The 17,692-nt window shown below is 70.7% G+C and carries 16 protein-coding genes; 7 read left to right on the forward strand and 9 right to left on the reverse strand.

What is annotated here, in order from left to right; genetic code table 11:
- The first annotated feature begins 20 nt into the window (after positions 1–20).
- A complete protein-coding gene (locus tag ACFVU2_RS13235) occupies positions 21–1,283 on the forward strand; it encodes an amidohydrolase family protein (protein WP_387874958.1) in 1,263 nt (420 codons plus the stop codon).
- Between the two features lie 20 nt (positions 1,284–1,303).
- On the opposite strand, the gene ACFVU2_RS13240 is transcribed toward ACFVU2_RS13235, so the two are convergent.
- The 4 genes from ACFVU2_RS13240 to ACFVU2_RS13255 form a co-directional block, all read right to left on the reverse strand.
- Complete coding sequence (locus tag ACFVU2_RS13240; RefSeq protein ID WP_387874960.1) at positions 1,304–2,905, reverse strand: SulP family inorganic anion transporter; 1,602 nt, start codon at positions 2,903–2,905, stop codon at positions 1,304–1,306.
- Between the two features lie 5 nt (positions 2,906–2,910).
- Positions 2,911–5,265: an arylsulfatase gene (locus ACFVU2_RS13245; RefSeq protein ID WP_387875765.1), complete on the reverse strand. Its 2,355-nt coding sequence runs from the start codon at positions 5,263–5,265 to the stop codon at positions 2,911–2,913.
- A gap of 198 nt (positions 5,266–5,463) precedes the next feature.
- On the reverse strand, positions 5,464–6,393 hold the full coding sequence (locus ACFVU2_RS13250; protein WP_387874963.1) for an immunoglobulin-like domain-containing protein: 930 nt from the start codon (positions 6,391–6,393) through the stop codon (positions 5,464–5,466).
- Complete coding sequence (locus ACFVU2_RS13255) at positions 6,390–8,111, reverse strand: fibronectin type III domain-containing protein (RefSeq protein WP_387874965.1); 1,722 nt, start codon at positions 8,109–8,111, stop codon at positions 6,390–6,392. The genes ACFVU2_RS13250 and ACFVU2_RS13255 overlap by 4 nt, the downstream gene beginning before the upstream one ends.
- A gap of 234 nt (positions 8,112–8,345) precedes the next feature.
- On the opposite strand from ACFVU2_RS13255, the gene ACFVU2_RS13260 reads away from it, so the two are divergent.
- The 4 genes from ACFVU2_RS13260 to ACFVU2_RS13275 are packed head-to-tail and all read left to right on the forward strand — an operon-like array spanning position 8,346 to position 12,455.
- Complete coding sequence (locus ACFVU2_RS13260; protein ID WP_387874967.1) at positions 8,346–8,810, forward strand: SHOCT domain-containing protein; 465 nt, start codon at positions 8,346–8,348, stop codon at positions 8,808–8,810.
- 39 nt (positions 8,811–8,849) lie between these two features.
- Complete coding sequence (locus ACFVU2_RS13265) at positions 8,850–10,562, forward strand: SulP family inorganic anion transporter (protein WP_387874970.1); 1,713 nt, start codon at positions 8,850–8,852, stop codon at positions 10,560–10,562.
- Positions 10,549–11,748: an AI-2E family transporter gene (locus ACFVU2_RS13270; protein ID WP_387874971.1), complete on the forward strand. Its 1,200-nt coding sequence runs from the start codon at positions 10,549–10,551 to the stop codon at positions 11,746–11,748. Before ACFVU2_RS13265 ends, ACFVU2_RS13270 begins: the two co-directional genes overlap by 14 nt.
- A 35-nt stretch (positions 11,749–11,783) precedes the next feature.
- Complete coding sequence (locus tag ACFVU2_RS13275) at positions 11,784–12,455, forward strand: GAP family protein (RefSeq protein WP_387874973.1); 672 nt, start codon at positions 11,784–11,786, stop codon at positions 12,453–12,455.
- A 24-nt stretch (positions 12,456–12,479) separates the two neighbouring features.
- Here ACFVU2_RS13275 and ACFVU2_RS13280 read toward each other — a convergent pair whose 3' ends face one another.
- Positions 12,480–13,016 (reverse strand): hypothetical protein, encoded by a 537-nt coding sequence (locus tag ACFVU2_RS13280; RefSeq protein WP_387874975.1) that lies wholly within the window; start codon positions 13,014–13,016, stop codon positions 12,480–12,482.
- Between the two features lie 7 nt (positions 13,017–13,023).
- The gene (locus ACFVU2_RS13285; protein WP_387874978.1) at positions 13,024–14,115 is read right to left on the reverse strand and encodes an ATP-binding protein; all 1,092 of its coding nucleotides are present in this window, start codon (positions 14,113–14,115) and stop codon (positions 13,024–13,026) included.
- Positions 14,116–14,171: 56 nt separating this feature from the next.
- On the opposite strand from ACFVU2_RS13285, the gene ACFVU2_RS13290 reads away from it, so the two are divergent.
- Complete coding sequence (locus tag ACFVU2_RS13290) at positions 14,172–14,381, forward strand: hypothetical protein (RefSeq protein ID WP_387874981.1); 210 nt, start codon at positions 14,172–14,174, stop codon at positions 14,379–14,381.
- On the opposite strand, the gene ACFVU2_RS13295 is transcribed toward ACFVU2_RS13290, so the two are convergent.
- A complete protein-coding gene (locus ACFVU2_RS13295) occupies positions 14,371–14,715 on the reverse strand; it encodes a hypothetical protein (RefSeq protein WP_387874984.1) in 345 nt (114 codons plus the stop codon). The genes ACFVU2_RS13290 and ACFVU2_RS13295 overlap by 11 nt on opposite strands.
- Before the next feature lie 100 nt (positions 14,716–14,815).
- Here ACFVU2_RS13295 and ACFVU2_RS13300 point away from each other — a divergent pair, with 100 nt between their 5' ends.
- Positions 14,816–16,207, forward strand: a complete 1,392-nt coding sequence (locus ACFVU2_RS13300; RefSeq protein ID WP_387874986.1) for a DUF2252 domain-containing protein — start codon at positions 14,816–14,818, stop codon at positions 16,205–16,207.
- Positions 16,208–16,224: 17 nt separating this feature from the next.
- On the opposite strand, the gene ACFVU2_RS13305 is transcribed toward ACFVU2_RS13300, so the two are convergent.
- Positions 16,225–17,019 (reverse strand): alpha/beta fold hydrolase, encoded by a 795-nt coding sequence (locus ACFVU2_RS13305; RefSeq protein WP_387874989.1) that lies wholly within the window; start codon positions 17,017–17,019, stop codon positions 16,225–16,227.
- An 11-nt stretch (positions 17,020–17,030) separates the two neighbouring features.
- Positions 17,031–17,639, reverse strand: coding sequence for a helix-turn-helix domain-containing protein (locus ACFVU2_RS13310; protein ID WP_387874992.1), 609 nt, complete (start codon positions 17,637–17,639; stop codon positions 17,031–17,033).
- Positions 17,640–17,692 lie beyond the last annotated feature (53 nt).

Consider the following 17,692-nt stretch of genomic DNA (forward strand, 5'->3'; position numbering starts at 1 on the left):
CATCCACACGAAGGAGAACCATGACCACGACAGCAATCGTCAATGCCCGGGTGTTCGACGGGAAGGACGCCCGGGGAATCACCACCGTGGTGATCGACGGGTCCGAGATCCGATCCGTCGGAGGAGTGCCGCCGGCCGACGCGCATGTCATCGACGCCGCGGGCGCCACCCTGCTGCCCGGCCTGATCGACGCCCACGTGCACACCTCGGTCGAGGCCCTCGAACTCGCGCTCACCTTCGGCGTGACGACGGAGCTCGAGATGCAGGGCGTGTTCACCCGCGGCAACCGCGAGCACGTGAGCGGCGATGACCGCCTGGCGGACGTCCGGTCCGCAGGCTTCGGCATCACGCCGCCCGGCGGCCACCCGAGCGAGCTCATGGCCGGGGGCGACGACGAGGAGCCGTGGGAGGACGATGCGGAGGCCGACCACGGACGCTGGTCGGAGGTGGTGATGCCCTTCGCGACCACGCCCGACGAGGCCGTGGCGTACATCCCGCAGCTGGAGGCGACCGGCTCCGACTACATCAAGTTCATGATCGACGACGGATCCGTCGAGGGCGCACCCGGCCTGCCGATGCTCGACGATGCGACGATCGTCGCGGGGGTCCAGGAGGCGCATCGACGCCGGCTCCTCACCGTCGCGCACACCCTCACCGCCGCGGCGACGATCTCGGCGGTCGACGCCGGCATCGACGGCCTGGCCCACCTGTTCATGGATACGCCGCACACGGAGCACCTGGTGCGCGCGATCGCGGCGAGCGGCGCGTTCGTCGTCCCGTGCATCGTGCTCAACGCCTCCATGATGGGGATTCCGGCGACCGGCCTGGCTGCCGACCCCCGCGTCGCATCCCGACTCGACGAGGCCTGGACGGCGACGCTCCGAGGCAGCTACGACCGTTACCCGCAGGGCGTCCTGGACGACGTCCTGGCCTCGGTCCGAGCACTCCACGACGCCGGGGTCGACCTCCTCGTCGGCACGGATGCGTCCTTCCCGCTGCCGATGCTGGGCGGCATGGCTCACGGCGCGAGCGTCCATCACGAACTGCAGCTCTTCGTGCAGGCCGGCCTCACGCCGATCGAAGCACTGCGCGCCGCGACATCGGTGCCCGCCCGCCGGTTCTCGCTGACCGATCGCGGCCGGATCGGCGGCGGGCTCCGCGCCGACCTCCTCCTCGTGGACGGCGATCCGACGACACAGATCTCCGACACGCTGAACATCCGGCAGGTCTGGCGGCGGGGCGCGCCGCTCCTCGCTGATCGGGCACCGGCGCCCCGCCGGTAGGCCCGGTCCCGCGGGAGCGCTCAGACCACGCGCCCGTCGGCCTCCAGCGCCTGGAACCACTTCGTGCGCGCCGCCACCGTGCGCGCCGCCGAGGGGAGGCCGCGGACGCGGAGCTGGATCCCGCGGCCCGCGAGCTCCTGGTCGAGGTTCTGCAGCGCCAGGATGACGGTGATCGAGATGTCCTGCAGCGTCGAGCAGTCGAGCGTCAGGTCCCGGAGGGGCGCCACCTGGGCGGAGGCGTCCGCCGCGTCGAGCACGGCCTGCTCGGTGGCGAGCACGTTCGCCGTGTAGAGCGGCCCGAGCAGGGTCACCGCCATGTGGCCGTCGGCCGCCGCGGCCGCATGGATGCGGGGCTTGTTCATCGCGGAGAGCACCAGCACGAGCGTGAAGAGCACGCCGACGGCGACCGCGGCGAGCAGGCCGGCCGTCAGCCCGATGACCGTGGTGAGGAGCGCGATCGTGAAGTCGCGACGGCTGATCCGCCAGAGGAGCACCAGGTCTTTCACGTCGATCAGCCCGAAGACGGCGACGAAGACGAGTGCCGCGAGGGTCGCCTGGGGCAGGAGGCTGATCACCGGGCCGAGGAACAGCCCGATCAGCAGCGCGAGCACGACGGTGACGAGCGCCGCCACCTGCGAGCGCGCCCCCGCCGCCTTGTTCACCGCGCTCTGCGAGAATCCGCCGGCCGCGGGAAGGGTCTGGAACCAGCCGCCGACCAGGTTGGCGACGCCCACGGCGAAGAGCTCCCGGTTGCTGTCGATCCGCGGATCCTGCAGGTCGCGGATGCCGCGGGCGACGGCCGCCGACTCCAGGAACGCCATCACTGCGATCGCGAGGGCGCCCGGGATGAGCTGGAAGACGTGGTCGAACGACGGCAGCACCGGCAGGGGGAACGCCTGCCCGACCGGCGCGATCAGCTCGACGCCGGCCTCCCGCGCTCCGCCGAACGCGACGAACAGGATGCCCGCCGCGACCACGATCAGCGGCCCCGGCACCCGGGGCAGGAAGCGCTTGAACAGGAAGAGCGCGGCGATCGAGCACACCGACAGCAGAGCGGTCCACGGGTTCGCGACCGGCACCGCCGCGATCACGGCGTTCAGGGAGTGCACGAACCCGCCGCCGGTCGGAGCGGTGGTCTCCCCCAGCAGCTTGGGCAGCTGGCCGACGGCGACCGTCGCCCCGACCCCGACCTGGATGCCGAGCAGCGTCGGACGGTTGATGATCTCCACGAGCGAGCCGAGCCGCAGCAGGCGGGCGAGGAACAGCACGACCCCGACGAGCAGGGTGAGGGTGACGAGGTCGCGCGGGATCTGATCGGAGCCCGCGACGACCCCGACCGAGACCAGGGTCGTCGCGGTGAGCGTCGCGATGGTGGAGGTCGTGGAGACGCTCATCGCGCGCGACCCGCCGAGCAGGGCGTAGACCAGCATCGGCACGATCGCCGTGTAGAGCCCGACCTCGACCGGGAGGTTGGCGATGGTGGCGTACGCCATCGCCTGCGGAACGACGACCGCGCCCGCCGAGACGCCGGCGACGATGTCGCGGCCGAGCCACCCGCGCTGGTACCCCGCCAGCGTCGGGAGCAGCCACGACCGCCGGGCGGTCGGGGGCGCGGTCGTCATCGCCGTCAGTCGCGGGCCATGGCGGCCGCGAAGTGGGCCTCGACGTCGACGTACGCGTCGTCGGCGATGTCGAAGACGACCTTGACGATCTCCCCTCCCGAATACTCGAAGCGGGACCCCTCGTACAGCTTCGACACGGCGTCGCCGGAGTCGTAGCCGATGCAGAGCCCCTCCCCGCAGAGCGAGAAGTGGCCGAGGATCGTGCGGATCTCCTGCTCCGCCACCTTCTCGTCGTCGATGTAGAGGGCGAGCGGGCCGATGCTCTCCCGGTACTCGCCCATCCGCTCCTTGGTGAACGAGACGCCGAAGATGTGCTTACCCGGGCCGGGGACCGGCGCCTGGATGACGTTCTCCGGCGGGATGCCGAGGAAGTTGTACACGTACGTCAGCTGCCCGTCCTTCACGAACAGGGAATGCCCGCCGAAGCGCGACCCGTGGGCGAAGATCACCCCCTCCGTGTCCGCCGTCGTCTCGACCTCCGCGAGGATCTTGTACGAGACGCCGTGGGTGTTCGCCGCCGACCGCTCGGGGATCTCGCTCGTGCCGGGATAGTAGGTGTACTGGCCGCTCGGGGGCACCGGGACGGAGAACTCCATGGTGAGGAACGTCTCGTAGTCCTTCGGGTTGCCGATGATCTGGAGGTCGTTGAGCGGGAGCACGAAGTTGCGCTTCGCCTCCTCCAGCCAGAGCGCCTTCAGCTCCTCGACCTTGTCCGGATGCTCGGCCGCGAGGTCGTGCGCCTCGGACCGGTCGACGTCGGTGTGGAAGAGCTGCCAGGTGTCGTTCGGGAAGTCGCTCTTGCCGCTCACCGGGCCGTGCTCCGTCACCGCCTTCCATCCGTCGTGCCAGATGCCGCGGTTGCCGAACATCTCGAAATACTGGGTCTGCTTCGTCGTCTCGCCGTCCGCGGGCGCATCGAAGCTGTACGCCATCGAGACGCCGTCCAGCGGACGCTGCTCGACCCCGGCGTACGACTCCGGCAGCTCCACGCCGCACACGTCGAGGATGGTCGCGACGACGTCGGTCGAGTGGTGGTACTGGTTGCGCACCTCGCCCGCCGCACGAATGCCCGCCGGCCAGTGGATCACCAGCGGGTCGCACACACCGCCCTGGTACACGTACCGCTTGAACATGCGGTAGGGCGTCGAGAACGCCGCCGCCCATCCCGTCGGGTAGTGGTTGTAGGTGTCGGGCGAGCCGAGCTTGTCGACCATCGTCAGGTTCTCCTGGAGGTCGTCCGGATAGCCGCCGAAGATCTTGCCCTCGTTGACCGACCCGTTGGGGCTGCCCTCGCCGGAGGCGCCGTTGTCCGCGCAGTAGATGACGAGCGTGTTCTCGAGCTGTCCGGACTCCTCCAGGTAGTCGACGATCCGCCCGACCTGCGCGTCCGTGTATTCGGAGAAGCCGGCGTAGACCTCGGCGAGTCGGCAGAACAGCGCGCGCTCCTCCGCCGAGAGCTCGGCCCAGGGACGCACCTCGTCGCTCGGCGAGAAGGTCCCCGGAGGCATCGGGTTGATCTCGGTCAGCTCCGTGCCCTCCGGCAGGAGGCCGCGCTCGATCATGCGCGGCAGCACCCACTCGCGGTAGGCCTCGTAGCCGTCGTCGAAGACGCCCTTGTACTTGTCGATGTACTCCTGGGGCGCGTGGTGCGGCGCGTGGTTGGCGCCCGGGCAGAACCACATGTACCAGGGCTTCTCCGGCTCGGTCTGCTTGACGTCGCGGAGCATCTTCAAGGCCTGGTCCGCCAGGTCCTTCGACAGGTGGTAGCCGTCCTCCGGCAGGTACGGCTGGTCGATGTAGTGGTTGTCCTCGGCGAGGGAGGGGTACCAGTTGTTCGTCTCCCCGCCGATGAAGCCGTAGAAGCGGTCGAAGCCCTGGGCGAGCGGCCAGTTCTTCTTGCTGGCGCCGGCCGTCCACTCGTCGATCGGGACGTTGTGGTTCTTGCCCACCCAGAAGGTCGCCCAGCCGGCGTCGCGTAAGAGGTTCGCCATCGTTGCGTTGGAGGCCGGGATGTGGGAGTTGTAGCCGGGGAACCCGGTGGAGGACTCCGAGATCGTCGCGAATCCGTTGGCGTGGTGGTTGCGGCCCGTGAGCAGCGTCGAGCGGGTGGGCGAGCAGAGCGCCGTGGTGTGCCACTGCGTGTAGGTGAGGCCCTGCGACGCGAGCCGATCCATCGTCGGCATGTTGATGCGCCCGCCGTACGGCGACCACGCCGCCTGCCCGGTGTCGTCGTAGAGGACCAGCAGCACGTTGGGCGACCCGTCGGGTGCCTTCGGCGGGATGAACGCATCCCAATCCGAGACGGAGTCCCTCACGTCGAGCTCGATCTTGCCGGAGAATTCCTTGGCCACTGGGTCCATCCCCTCGATGTGCGTGGCAGTGCTCGTCAGGCGGAGCGCAGCTTCGCGCTCTTCGGCGCGCGCGCCGACCGAATTCATCCGCAGGCTATCCGGGCACGGGACGCCCGTCTAGACACGCGCTCGGGCAGGGACGGCGAGACCGTCAGGGGACGACGAAGGGCGGGCACCGCGGTCCCCCGCGATGCCCGCCCTCCGTGATCAGCGCTGAGTCGCCGCGCGGCGCCCGTACGCGATCGTCGCGCCACCGGCCACCAGCAGCACGGCGAGCACGATCAGGAAGTTCGGCGCCGTGGCTCCCGTCGAGGCGAGAGCAGCGTCCTGGGCAGCGTCGGCTGCGGGCGTACCCGGCTGCGCCGGCGTGCCTGTGCCGTTCGTACCGCCAGTGCCGTCCGTACCGCCGGGCGTCGCAGCCGGGACCGTGACGGCCGCACTCGTGGTGACCTCGTCGGCGAACCCGTCGCGCTGCACGGTCACGCGCACGGAGAACGCCTGGCCGGCGTCGCTCGCAGCGGGCGTGAACGTCGCGGCCGTGGCACCGTTGATGGCGACGCCGTTGCGCAGCCATTGGTACGTGACGGAGGTCGGCGCGGGCGTGTAGGTCCCCGCCGTCGCCGTCAGCGGCGAGCCGACCGCGACGGTTCCGGAGATCGCCGGGGCCGCACCCACGGTGAAGGAGCCCTCCACGACGGAGACGATGCGGCTCGCCGTCGCCGGGTTGCCCGCGGCGTCGGAGACCGCGTACCCGAGCGTGTAGTCGCCGAGCGTCGCCGTGTCGACGGCGCCGGTGACGGTCACGGAGGCAGTGAGGTCGCCGTCGACGGCGTCGATCGCGGTCACCCCCTCCATCGGATCGAACGACGTACCCGCCTTGATCGACGAGTCCGCGGGGACCGTCAGAACGGGCGCGACGGTGTCCTCGCGGGTGAGGGTGACCTCGTCCACCACGCTGTTCACCGGCTTCTCGGTGCCGTTCTGCTGGCTGCGCAGCGTCGTGATGGTGATGGCGCCGCCGGTGACCGAGACGTGCGAGTAGTTCCGCACCTTCTCCTGGTTGATCACCGAGGCGTACCAGGCGTTCGGCGCGATGACGTTGTAGTACTTCGATCCGCTGGCCGAGTTCGCCGTCACGTAGAGCACCTCGCCCGGCTTGGCCGAGACGGCCGACTGGCCCGGGAGCTCGGTGGAGTCGCCAGCGCGCCGTCCTTGACCAGGAAGCTGCGCGTGTAGCTGTGGTCATGACCCTGGAGCACCAGGTCGATGCCGAGGTCCGAAATCGTGCCGGGCAGGTTGGCCCGCAGATCCTGGATGCTGCTGTCGTTGACGTGCGAAGCGACCGAGTAGATGGAGTGGTGGAACGCGAGGACCTTCCACTTCGCCGTCGCGCCGTGCTCCGCGACGACCTTCTCGAGGAACGGAACATGGGTCGAGTAGTCGCGGCTGTTCGAGTTGATCACCATGAACAGCACGTCCTTGTACTCGAACCAGTAGTCGCCGCCGGACGAGCTGCCGCTGGTCGCGGCGCCGGCCGAGGAGTCGAGGTTCGGGACGGTGTAGTGCTGCTCGTACGCCTTCGAGCCGACGTCGTGGTTGCCGTTCACGGGCACGAGGGGCAGCTGACGGAGCTGCTCGGGCGCGAGGAAGGCCGCGTAGTGGTTCTCGTTGCCCGCCGACTCGACCTGGTCGCCGGCGGAGAAGAGCAGCTCCGCGTCCGGGTAGGTCCGCTGCGCGACGTCGAGGGTGTCGGCCCAGCCGGCCTGGTCGTTCGCGACGTTGCCGGAGGCGCCGATCTGCGGGTCTCCCACGAAGAGGAAGTCGTAGTCGCCCGAGAAGGCGCCGGTGCGGAACGTGGAGGCGGCGGACCAGCCGTCCTCCGCCGAGCCGACGCGGTACACGTACTCGGTGTTCTCCGCCAGGCCGGTGAGCTCGGCGCGGCGGTTGAACTCGCCGCTCGTGGTCGCGGCGCCCGAGGCCGCGATGGACCTGGCCGTGGCCGGGAAGTCGTTCCCCGCCATCTCGGACTTCTTCGCGAGCTGGGCGACCTGCGTCGTGTCGCGGTTCGTGTACCAGGTGAGGTTGCGGCTGCTCTCGTCCGCGCCGATGGTCAGCACGATGTCGTCGAGCGCCGCCGGGACGTCGGCCTCGAGCGGGATGATCTCCTTGACGTCGAGGTAGATGTCGGAGCTCGTGGCGCGGTCCTGGTAGAGCGCGATCGCGATCGTGTTCGTCCCGGCGGAGAGCGCCGAGGCCGGGATGGTGAAGGTGCTGGTGACGGGGTCGCCGCCGTTCGCACCCGCGTACATCAGGTTGCGCTGCTCCTCGGGCGCGGCCTCCACGGCGGAGTCGACGAAGCCGGCCACCTTGGATCCGTTGACGAACACCTGGATCGCGTCGTCGTAGGTGATGGTCGCGCCGAGGCCGCTGACCGCGGCGAGTTGCTCGGCCGTGAGATCGAACGACGACCGGAAGTGGAACGTCTTGACGTCCGGCGCCGCGACCCCGTCGATGTACTGGTTCAGCAGTGTCGCGATCGGGAAGTTGGCGCCGATACCGGTGGCCTTGCCGTTCTTGGCGCCGAACGCGCCCGACGCGGACTTCCAGCCCGAGTCGTCGTAGCCGGCCTTCGCCCAGACGAGCCGGTCGGCGTCGCCCTTCGCGGGGTCGGAGTTGTCGTCGGAGTAGCGCCAGGTCGACGCGGTGTCGATCAGGGTCGCGGGGAGCGTGACGGCGGCGAGCGCGCGGGTGGCTCCCGCGGCGACGACGCCGGCGGCGACGAGGAGGAGCGCGACGGCCGCAGCGATGACGCGCGCGAACAGGCGCGCCGAGGGCAGGGTCGAGGGAGGGTGCATTGTGTGGGATTCCTTCGCAGGTGGGAGCGGCCGCGGTTCTCGGGCCGGACGGTCCCACGGTAGGAAACCTGAGTGTCTTCACATCAAATAACAGGCGAACTGATAACGGCTTCGGCGTTCACCCGGCTGTGCTAACGAAGGTTCGCGACAATCCCTCTAGACGAACCGGTCCGCGCCGCATTACTCTCAGCTCACATCCAGGCTCACACCCGTCCTGGACACGAGAGGAACATCATGTCTTTCTGGGACAACTTCTGGAACATCATCTGGCTCTTCTTCTGGAGCTTCGCTTTCATCGCGTACCTGTTCGCGCTGTTCTCGATCATCAGCGACCTGTTCCGCGACCACAAGCTGAACGGCTGGTGGAAGGCGCTGTGGATCCTCTTCCTGATCTTCGTGCCCTTCCTGACCGCCCTGGTGTACCTGATCGCCCGCGGGCCGGGCATGGCCGAGCGCAGCCAGCGCGACGCCAAGCAGGCGCAGTCGGCGGCCGACCAGTACATCCGCCAGGTCGCGGGCACGAGCCCGGCCGACGAGATCGCCAAGGCGAAGGCCCTGCTCGACTCGGGTGCGATCACCCCGGAGGAGTTCGCCCACCTGAAGTCGGTCGCGCTCGGGCACCAGGCGGCGGGCGCGCACGCCGCCCCGGCCGCTGCCGCGCCGGCCGCCCCCACCCCGCCGGCGGCTCCGACCGCGTAAGGGGCCGGGACGTCACCGGACCACGAGAGGCGAGTTGACGTGCCCGAATCCACCTCATCGGCGGCGCCGGCGACCACCCGGTCGCCGGCGCCGTCGCGCATGCGCCCGCTCGCCGGGCTGAACCGGCGCAACTGGCTGCAGGAGGTCCTGGCCGGGATCACCCTGCTGGCGATCGCCATCCCGCTCAACATCGGCTACGCCCAGATCGCCGGGCTGCCGCCGACCGCCGGCCTCTACGCGCTGGTCGTGCCCGCGGTGCTCTACGCACTGACGGTGTCCTCCCGCCAGCTCGTGGCCTCCCCCGACGCCGCGGCCGCCGCGCTCGTCGCCTCGTCCCTCGGCGGCCTTGCCGTCGCCGGGGGCAAGGACTACATCGTCCTGGCGCTCGCGCAGGCGCTGATCGGCGGCGTGCTCTTCCTGCTGTGCTCGTTCTTCAAGCTCGGGTTCCTGGCGAACTTCCTCTCCAAGCCCATCCTGATCGGCTTCGTCGGCGGCCTGGCGCTCGACATCCTCGTCTCGCAGGCGGCGAAGATGCTCGGCGTCAAGATCGACAGCGGCGGGGAGTTCGTCGAGAAGCTGACCGGCCTGATCGGCGGCCTGCCGAAGCTCAACATCTGGTCGCTCGTCATCTCGCTCGGCGCGCTGGTGGTCCTCCTCGTCGGCCGCCGGATCGCCGCGGCCGTCCCGTGGGCGCTGATCGTGCTCATCGTCGGGACCATCGTCGTCGTCCTCACGGACGCCCAGAAGGCCGGGGTGGCCGTGCTCGGCAAGGTCGACGCCGGGCCCCCCACCTTCACCTGGCCGGTCATCGCGTGGACCGAGTGGCTGACCCTCGTGCCGTCGGCGATCGCCTTGACGATGGTCACCATGGGCGAAGGACTGCTCGTCTCGCGCTCCTACGGCCAGAAGCGCGACTACCCGACCCGGCCGAACCGCGACCTCTTCGCCTTCGGCGTCGCCAACCTGGGCGCCGGGGTCACGGGCGCGTTCACGGTCGGCTCCTCCACTTCGCGCACCGCCGCGATGGACCAGGCGGGCTCCCGCACCCAGCTCCCGACCCTGGTCGCCGCCCTCGGCACCCTCCTGCTCCTGATCTTCGGCACCGCGCTGCTGGAGGACGTCCCCTCCCCCGCGATCGGCACCATCGTCGCCGTCGCCGTCGTGCCGCTGCTCGGAATCCGCGACTTCCGGAGGCTCTGGCGCCTCGACCGCTTCGAGTTCGTCATCGGCGCCGTCTGCTTCCTCGGCGCTCTGCTCATCGGCCCGATCGCCGGCATCGTCATCGCGTTCGTCCTGGCCGTCATCAATGTCACCCGGCGCGCGGCGAACCCGCCCATCGACACCCTCAAGGCCGACGGCGACCCCGACGCGTCCCTGCTCGAAGAGGCCGCGACCGGCCAGGCGACCGCCCCCGGCGTGATCGTCGTCCGGCTGGCCGCCCCGCTCTTCTTCGCCAACAGCACGGTGTTCCAGCAAGCGGTCGAGAGTGCGATCGGCACCTCCGGCGCGCAGCACCTGGTGCTCGACATGGAGGCCGTGACCGACATCGACGTCACCGGCGCCGAATCGTGGGAGGGGCTGCAGGAGTACCTCCACAAGAACGGCGCGGACCTCTCGCTCACCCGCGTCCGCCCGGGAATCCGGGAGCGGATCGAGCACCTCGACCTGGGCGAGGGCCTGCGCTACTTCGCCACGAACCGCGAGGCGCTCGCGGCCCTCCGCACCGACACGGGCGACCATGCGCGCCCCTGAGTGGTGGCCGTTCCGCCGCCGGCCGAAGCAGGCGGAACCCGAACCGCCGACGACGACGGACGCGGGCGGCGACGCGTCGGGGTCCGGCGCCGGGCGTGGTGTGCGCATCCTCGTCGCCCTCGCCGCCGCGGTGGTCGTGGCGTTCGGGATGGCCGCGATCGGCAGCATCCTGGCCCCGACGCTCCTGGCCCTCGTCCTCACGATCTGCGCCCAGCCGGTGCGCGTGTGGCTCACCCGCCACGGCACCCCCGACGGGATCGCGACGGGAGCGGTCGCGCTCACCGTCTTCGCCCTGCTGGCCGGATTCGCCGGTCTGCTACTGGTGGCCCTCGGTCAGTTCGTCGGGATGCTGCCGCAGTACAAGGCGCAGTTCGCACAGCTCGGCGCTCAGATCGGCTCCTGGCTGTCGAGCGTCGGTGTCAGTCCGCAGGATGCGAAGACCATCGCCGAGGGGTTCGACCCGTCGAAGTTCCTCGGCTTCTTCACCGGCCTCCTCGGCGGAGCGTTCGGCGTCGTGTCGTTCGGCGTGGTCGTGCTGACGATGCTCATCCTGATGCCCGCCGACGCGGCCTACACCCCCACCCTGCTGCGCCAGCTCGAGCCGACCCGCCCCAACCTGGTCTTCGCGATGAGCGGCTTCGCGCACAGTGTGCGCCGCTACATGGTCGTGACGACCGTGCTCGGACTCGTCCAGGGCGTGATCAACGGCTTCGCCCTCTGGCTGCTCGGGGTGCCCGCGGCTCTGCTCTGGGCGATCCTCGCCTTCCTCTGCAGCTACATCCCGAACGTCGGCTACTTCATCGCGCTCGTCCCGCCGCTCGTCTTCGGCTACCTGACCGGTGGGTGGGGGACGGTCATCGCCGTCATCGTCGTCTACGGCATCATCAACGCCGTCGTGCAGTCGATCGTGCAGCCGAAGGTGGTCGGCAACGCGGTCGCGCTCAGCCAGACCCTCACGTTCTTCTCCGTGCTCTTCTGGGCCGTCGTGCTGGGGCCGCTCGGGGCCATCCTGGCCGTGCCGCTCACTCTGCTCGTGCGGGCCGTGCTGGTCGACTCGGATCCGCGGGCGCGCGTCTGGCGGGCGGCGATCGGCGACCTGCGGGAGACCAAGGAGCTGATGAAGGAGGAGTCCGTCGCGCGCAAGGAGCAGCGGCGTGAGGGCAAGGACGCGCACAAGCGCACCTGACGACCCCGGCCGCGCGCCGGAGAAGAGGAGACACCGTGGGTGGAGCGATCGGGGACACGCTTCCGTTGGCCTTGGGCATCGCGATCAGTCCGATCCCGATCATCGCGGCGATCCTGATGCTGCTGTCGCCGAAGGCGCGCGGCACGAGCGTCGGGTTCCTGCTCGGCTGGCTGCTCGGCATCATCGTGGCCGTGGTCGTGTTCACCCTGCTGTCGGGGCTGATCCCGGCGGCCGACCCCGACGCCTCGCAGCCGATCGGCGGCACGATCAAGATCGTGCTGGGCGTGCTCCTGCTCCTGCTCGCCGTGCGGCAGTGGCGCTCGCGCCCGAAGGCCGGCGAGACGGCGACGCTGCCGAAGTGGATGGCCGCCATCGACCAGATGACGGCCGGCCGCGGCTTCGTGCTCGCGTTCATCCTGGCGGCGGTGAACCCCAAGAACCTCCTGCTCGCCGCGGGCGCCGGGGTCGCGATCGGCACCGCCGGGCTCTCGGTCGGAGCGGATGTGCTGGTGGTCGCGATCTTCGTGATCGTCGCGGCCTCCTCGGTCGCGATCCCGGTGATCGGCTACCTGGTCGCCGCCGACCGCATCCGCGGCCCGCTCGACTCCCTGCGCGGCTGGCTGGTCGGCAACAACGCGACCGTGATGGCGGTGCTGCTGCTGGTGATCGGCGTCGTCGTCATCGGCAAGGGGATCGCCGCGTTCTGACCGGAGCGGCGGATCGACGCGGCGTCAGTGCTGGAGCGAGATCTTCAGCAGGATCACCACGACGCCGAACAGACCCGTCACGACCGCGCCGAGGGCGCACGCCCAGGCCGGGCGGCCGCGCACGAGGAAGATCAGATAGCCGAGCAGCGCCAGCATCAGCACCGCCAGCCAGAGCGCGATCGTGACGGCGGTCTGCGGCCTCAGCACCCCGAGCGTCGCCAGCAGCAGCGGCACGCTCGGGATGACCGCGGCCTCCAGCATGCCCGCCGACTCCGCCATGGCATGGCGCAGCGAGTCGCGCAGGCGGTCGGAGACCCGGTCGGCGTCGCCGTGGAAGCCGAGGGCCGTGGAGTACACGTGCGCGAGCCAGAACACCGCGATGCTCACGACGCTGAACACGAGCACCCGCACCGCCGCCGCCTGGTCGTCGTCCTCGATGGAGGCCGCCGCCACCACGCTCGCGTAGACGATCGTCCCGTAGATCGCCGCGGGCGTCCCCCAGTGCCGCCAGAGTGCCCGCTGCACCCGGACGGTCTGCTCGTCGGGCTGGTTCAGCTCCACGACCAGGTCATCCCGCGACCTTCGCCTGCACGTTCAGGTCGCCGCCGCCCTCGACGGTGAGCCGGCGTCCGATGCGCACCAGCTGCGGCTCGTCCGAGAAGCCGCCGGCGAACAGCGCCTCGCCCTTGCGGAAGGTCGGGGACTGCTCCAGCAGATGGGGCGGCACGAAGCCGAACACGTCCGCGATCTCGGCGAGGTCGCGGGGCGCGTTCATGCGCATGAGCCCGAGGTTGTCGCACTGCGAGAGCACGTTCGGGTGGATCTTGCTCGGGCGCTGCGTCGAGAGGAAGAGCCACAGCCCGAACTTCCGCCCCTCGGCGGCGATCTGGATGATCTGCTCGATCAGCTGCTGCTCGATGTCGTTGCGGGCGGTGGGCGGGCAGAAGTTGTGCGCCTCGTCGATGACGATCAGCAGGGGCTTGCGCTCCATCCGCCGCTGCCAGAGGTGCTCCAGCACGCAGAGCGCCGCCGCCTGCGGCTCGCCGACGTGCGAGAAGCCGCCGACGTCGAGCACCGTCACCCGCGGCCGCTCGTCGAGCGTGTCCACGGCGGAGGCGTGCCCGTACGCCCAGAGCGGCCACTCCAGGATCTCGAGGTTGTCGATCCGCAGCCCGAGCCGGCGCCGTGCCTCCTCCGGCGAGTCGAGCAGGGCGTCCAGGAACCCGGCCTTCTCGAAGTGACCGGTGCTCTTGTCCAGGTGCAGGAGGGCGTTGTACTCCTCCTCGTCGGCGATCGGGTCGAGGCGGCCCACCGCCGCCTGCGACCGGACGCTGAGGTCGACGTACCGGGTGTGCAGCTGGGGCTCCCGCTCGGTGCTGCTGTGGAACACCCGGATGTCCGTCCCGGCGTACCGGGCGGCCTGGCCCGCGTCGGCGTCGTCGCGGGTCGTCGCGAGATGCACGAAGTCGGCGTTGGGGTCGAGGACCCCCATGGAGACCTCGGTCTCGAGGAGCAGCTGCTCGAGCACCACGCCCAGCGCATAAGTCTTGCCCGAGCCGCTCTGACCGCACCAGAAGGTGTGCCGGTTGAAGCGCGAGCCGTCGATGACGGCGGCCTTCTCGGGGTCGTCGGCCCGTGTGCCGATCGTCAACGGGATCATCGCGTCGCATCCATTCCCGGGCTTCGTCCCCGTCTGTCGCGATGCTAACGAGAGGGATGCGCGCAGCACCACCCCCGTTGGTCATCGCCGCCGTGCACGGCGGCGAACCGGTCGCCGTCATCCGCGACGCCGTGCTCCTGCGATCTGCGATCGAGCGCCCCGCCGCGACACTGTTCGGACGCGATGCGTACCCCGACCAGGACGTCGGGGAGATCGCGCGGCGGCTCTCCGCCTGGTTCTCCCCCGGCGTGCCGGTCAGCGGCTGAGCGGCCGCAGGGTGTCCGGCAGGGGGAACGGGAGCGTGTAGAACAGCTGCGGTGCGCCGACGGCGCCGAAGTCGTCCTGCTTGGCGACGATACGGTTCGGCGACACCTCGGCCAGGCGCACCCGCAACCAGCTGCCGTCGTCGAGCCGCAGCTCGAACAGGTCGGCCAGATAGCCGATCCCGGCGGCGTCCAGCGTCTCCTCCGCGGTCAGCCAGTCGACAGGCCCGGTGAGGTCGCGGCCCAGCAGGTCGACGGGCACGAACCGGTCTCCGTCGGGGCGCATCCAGCCCACTCGCTCGCCGTCCGCCCTGCGGTGCTCGATCCAGTCCTCCATACGGTCTAACCTACCGACCGCCGCGCCGCTAAGCTGAGCGCGCCCGCGAGCGCATCCCGACGCCCGCGGTCGGCTCGCCGCGATGCTAGGAGGGTGCAGCATGGACATCGATACCGTCGGCTACCGGGCCGAGACACCGCTCGACGAAGGGGAGCTCGCCGAGGCGGGCCGCGCCGCACGCGAGAGCGTCCCGCGCTCCGCGCACGCCGAATACGCGCCGTCGGCGGCCCGTGACCCCCTCGGCATCCTGGCCACCCAGCACGAGGCCCGGCTGCAGCAGCTGGTCGACCTGCGCGTGGAGCGGATGGGCGCCGACGCCTTCTCCTTCTACCGCGGCACAGCCGCCATCCAGTCGGCCGACCTCGCCGGCGGCCCGACGACGGGCGCCGAGGTCATCGTGTGCGGCGACGCCCACCTGTCGAACTTCGGAATGTTCCGCTCGCCCGAGAACGCGATGGTGTTCGACATCAACGACTTCGACGAGGCGACCGTCGGCCCCTGGGAGTGGGACCTCAAGCGCCTGCTCTGCAGCGTTGTGATCGCCGGCCGCTCCCTGGGCGCGCCGGAGGCGGACCTGGTGCGCATCGCGGAGGAGTCGGCGACGAGCTACCGGGACTGGCTCGCACGGACGCTGCGCCGCACCCTGCGCGAGCGCTACTTCCGGCCCACCTCGGTGAACGAGCGTCGGCGACGGCTGAACCCGGACACCGAGCGGATGATCCAGGAGGTGGCGCGGGCCTCCGGCAAGCGCACGAGCCAGCGCGTCGCCTCCCGCGCCCTCGAGGACGACGGTGCGGGCGGCCTGCGGTTCGTCGACCGCCCGCCCATCCTGCAGCGCGCGGAGCCCGAGATCCGGGAGCTCGCCGACGAGGCCTTCCACCGCTACCGCGAGACCGTGCCGCCGAACGTCGCCCTGCTGCTGTCGCAGTACCGGCTGCTGGATGTCGCGCGACGCGTCGTCGGCGTGGGCAGCGTCGGCACCCGGTGCTTCATCCTGGCGCTGCGCGGCCCGGCCGAGGAGACGCTCGTCCTGCAGCTGAAGGAGGCCGGGCCGTCCGTCGTGGAACAGTTCGGCGGTGTGTCCCCGTTGCCCGGGTACCTCGATCCGGCGCTCTTCCCCGCGCAGCAGGGCTACCGCGTCGTCGCCTGTCAGCGCATCCTGCAGGCCGTCTCGGACCCGTTCCTCGGGTTCTTGGAGGAGAGCGGCTTCACCTTCTACATGCGGCTGTTCCGCAACCGGAACGCGTCGTTCGAGATCTCGGCGATGAGTCCGGAGCAGTTCCGCGACTACGCCCGCATCTGCGCCGTCGTCCTGGCGCGGGCGCACGCGCGCTCGCCCAAGGCCGCGTTCATCTCCGGCTATCTCGGCACCGGGGACTCGTTTCCCCGCGCGGTCGCGCGCTGGTCGTCCGCATACGCCGATCAGGCCGAGACGGACTACGCCGCCTTCGCCGAGGCGGCACGGGACGGGCGGTTCGCGGTCACCGTGTGACGCCGCGGCGCCGTGCGTCAGCCGCGGCGCTGCCCGGGCGGGAGCAGGAACTCGCGCACGGCATCGGCGACCGCCGGGGTGTCGAGGTGCAGGCCGTGGCGCGCGTCGAAGGGGATCAACGTGGCGCCGGGAACGGCCTCCGCGAGCAGAGCCGCCTGCGGGAGCGGGGTGAGCGGGTCGTGCTCGCCGTGCAGCACGAGCGTGGGGGCCGTGATGCGTGCGAGCACCTCGCGCGCGTCGTGGTCACGACTGGCGGCGAAGTGGCCGCGCAGCGCCTCCCGGGTCGCGACACGGGTGAAGAAGCCGTCGACGGCCTCGGGATGCGCGGCCGCCCAGTCGTCGTCGAAGAAGAGCGGCGTCATCCGCTCGCGGTCGCCGCTGAGCAGGTCGGCGATGACGGCCGGGTCGCGGCGTTCGCCGACCTTGTCGCTCGCGGTTGTCGCGATGAGCACGAGCCTGCGCACGCGTTCGGGGTCGTCGGCCGCGAGCCACTGCGCGACGCGGCCGCCCATCGAGTGTCCGACGACGTGGGCGGCGGCCACCCCCGCCGCATCGAGCACGGCCACCGCATCCTGGGCGAAGGCGCGGGTCGTGTACTGCGCGTCGCCGGGCCCGCCCGCCCGCGCCTCACTTGCGCCGATCCCCCGGTGGTCGAAGACGATGACGCGGAAGTCGCGGGCCAGGGCGTCGGCGAACGGCCCCCAGCCGTGCATCCCCGTCGCCTGGCCGGCGATGAGGAGGACGGGGACGCCGGTCCCCCGCTCGGCGAAGGCGATGCGCGCCCCGTCGTCGGCGATGGCGTAGTCGGGCACGGTCGTCCAGCCTAGTCGCCGCCGTCGCCGTCGCGCCGTTCCCGAGCAGGCTGGGCGCGCACGTGCATCCGCTCCCCCTGCTTGCCGAACAGGCTGAGGAACTCGACGCTCCCGCTGTCGGCACGGTCGAACCAGTGCGGCACCCGCGTGTCGAACTCGGCCGCCTGTCCCGGCTCCAGCACCAGGTCGTGCTCGGCGAGCACGAGGCGCAGGCGCCCGTTGAGCACGAACAGCCACTCGTAGCCCTCGTGGGTGCGCGGGTCGGGTTCCGGAACGGCGGAGCCTCCCGGGATGACCATCTTGTAGGCCTGGATACCGCCCGGCCGGCGGGTGAGCGGGACGACCGTTCGCCCGTGCAGGCGCTGCGGGCGCAGGTGCACCCGCGGGTCGCCCGTGGGCGGCGCGTCGACCAGGTCGTCGAGCGTGACGCCGTGCGCCCGTGCGAGGGGCAGGAGCAGTTCGAGGGTCGGTCGCCTGGCTCCCGACTCCAGCCGCGAGAGCGTGCTGATCGAGATGCCCGTCGCCTCGGAGAGGTCGGTCAGCGTGAGGTCGCGTTTCGTCCGCAGGGCGCGCAGGCGCGTGCCCACACCCTCCAGCGCCAGGTCCAGCTCATCGGTCATGCATCGATTTTGCCATTCCGGCAAGGAAGTTTGCCACAATGCTCGCCGCCACC

It is taken from the genome of Leifsonia sp. NPDC058194 (assembly GCF_042883605.1).
In the GTDB taxonomy this organism is placed as follows: domain Bacteria; phylum Actinomycetota; class Actinomycetes; order Actinomycetales; family Microbacteriaceae; genus Leifsonia.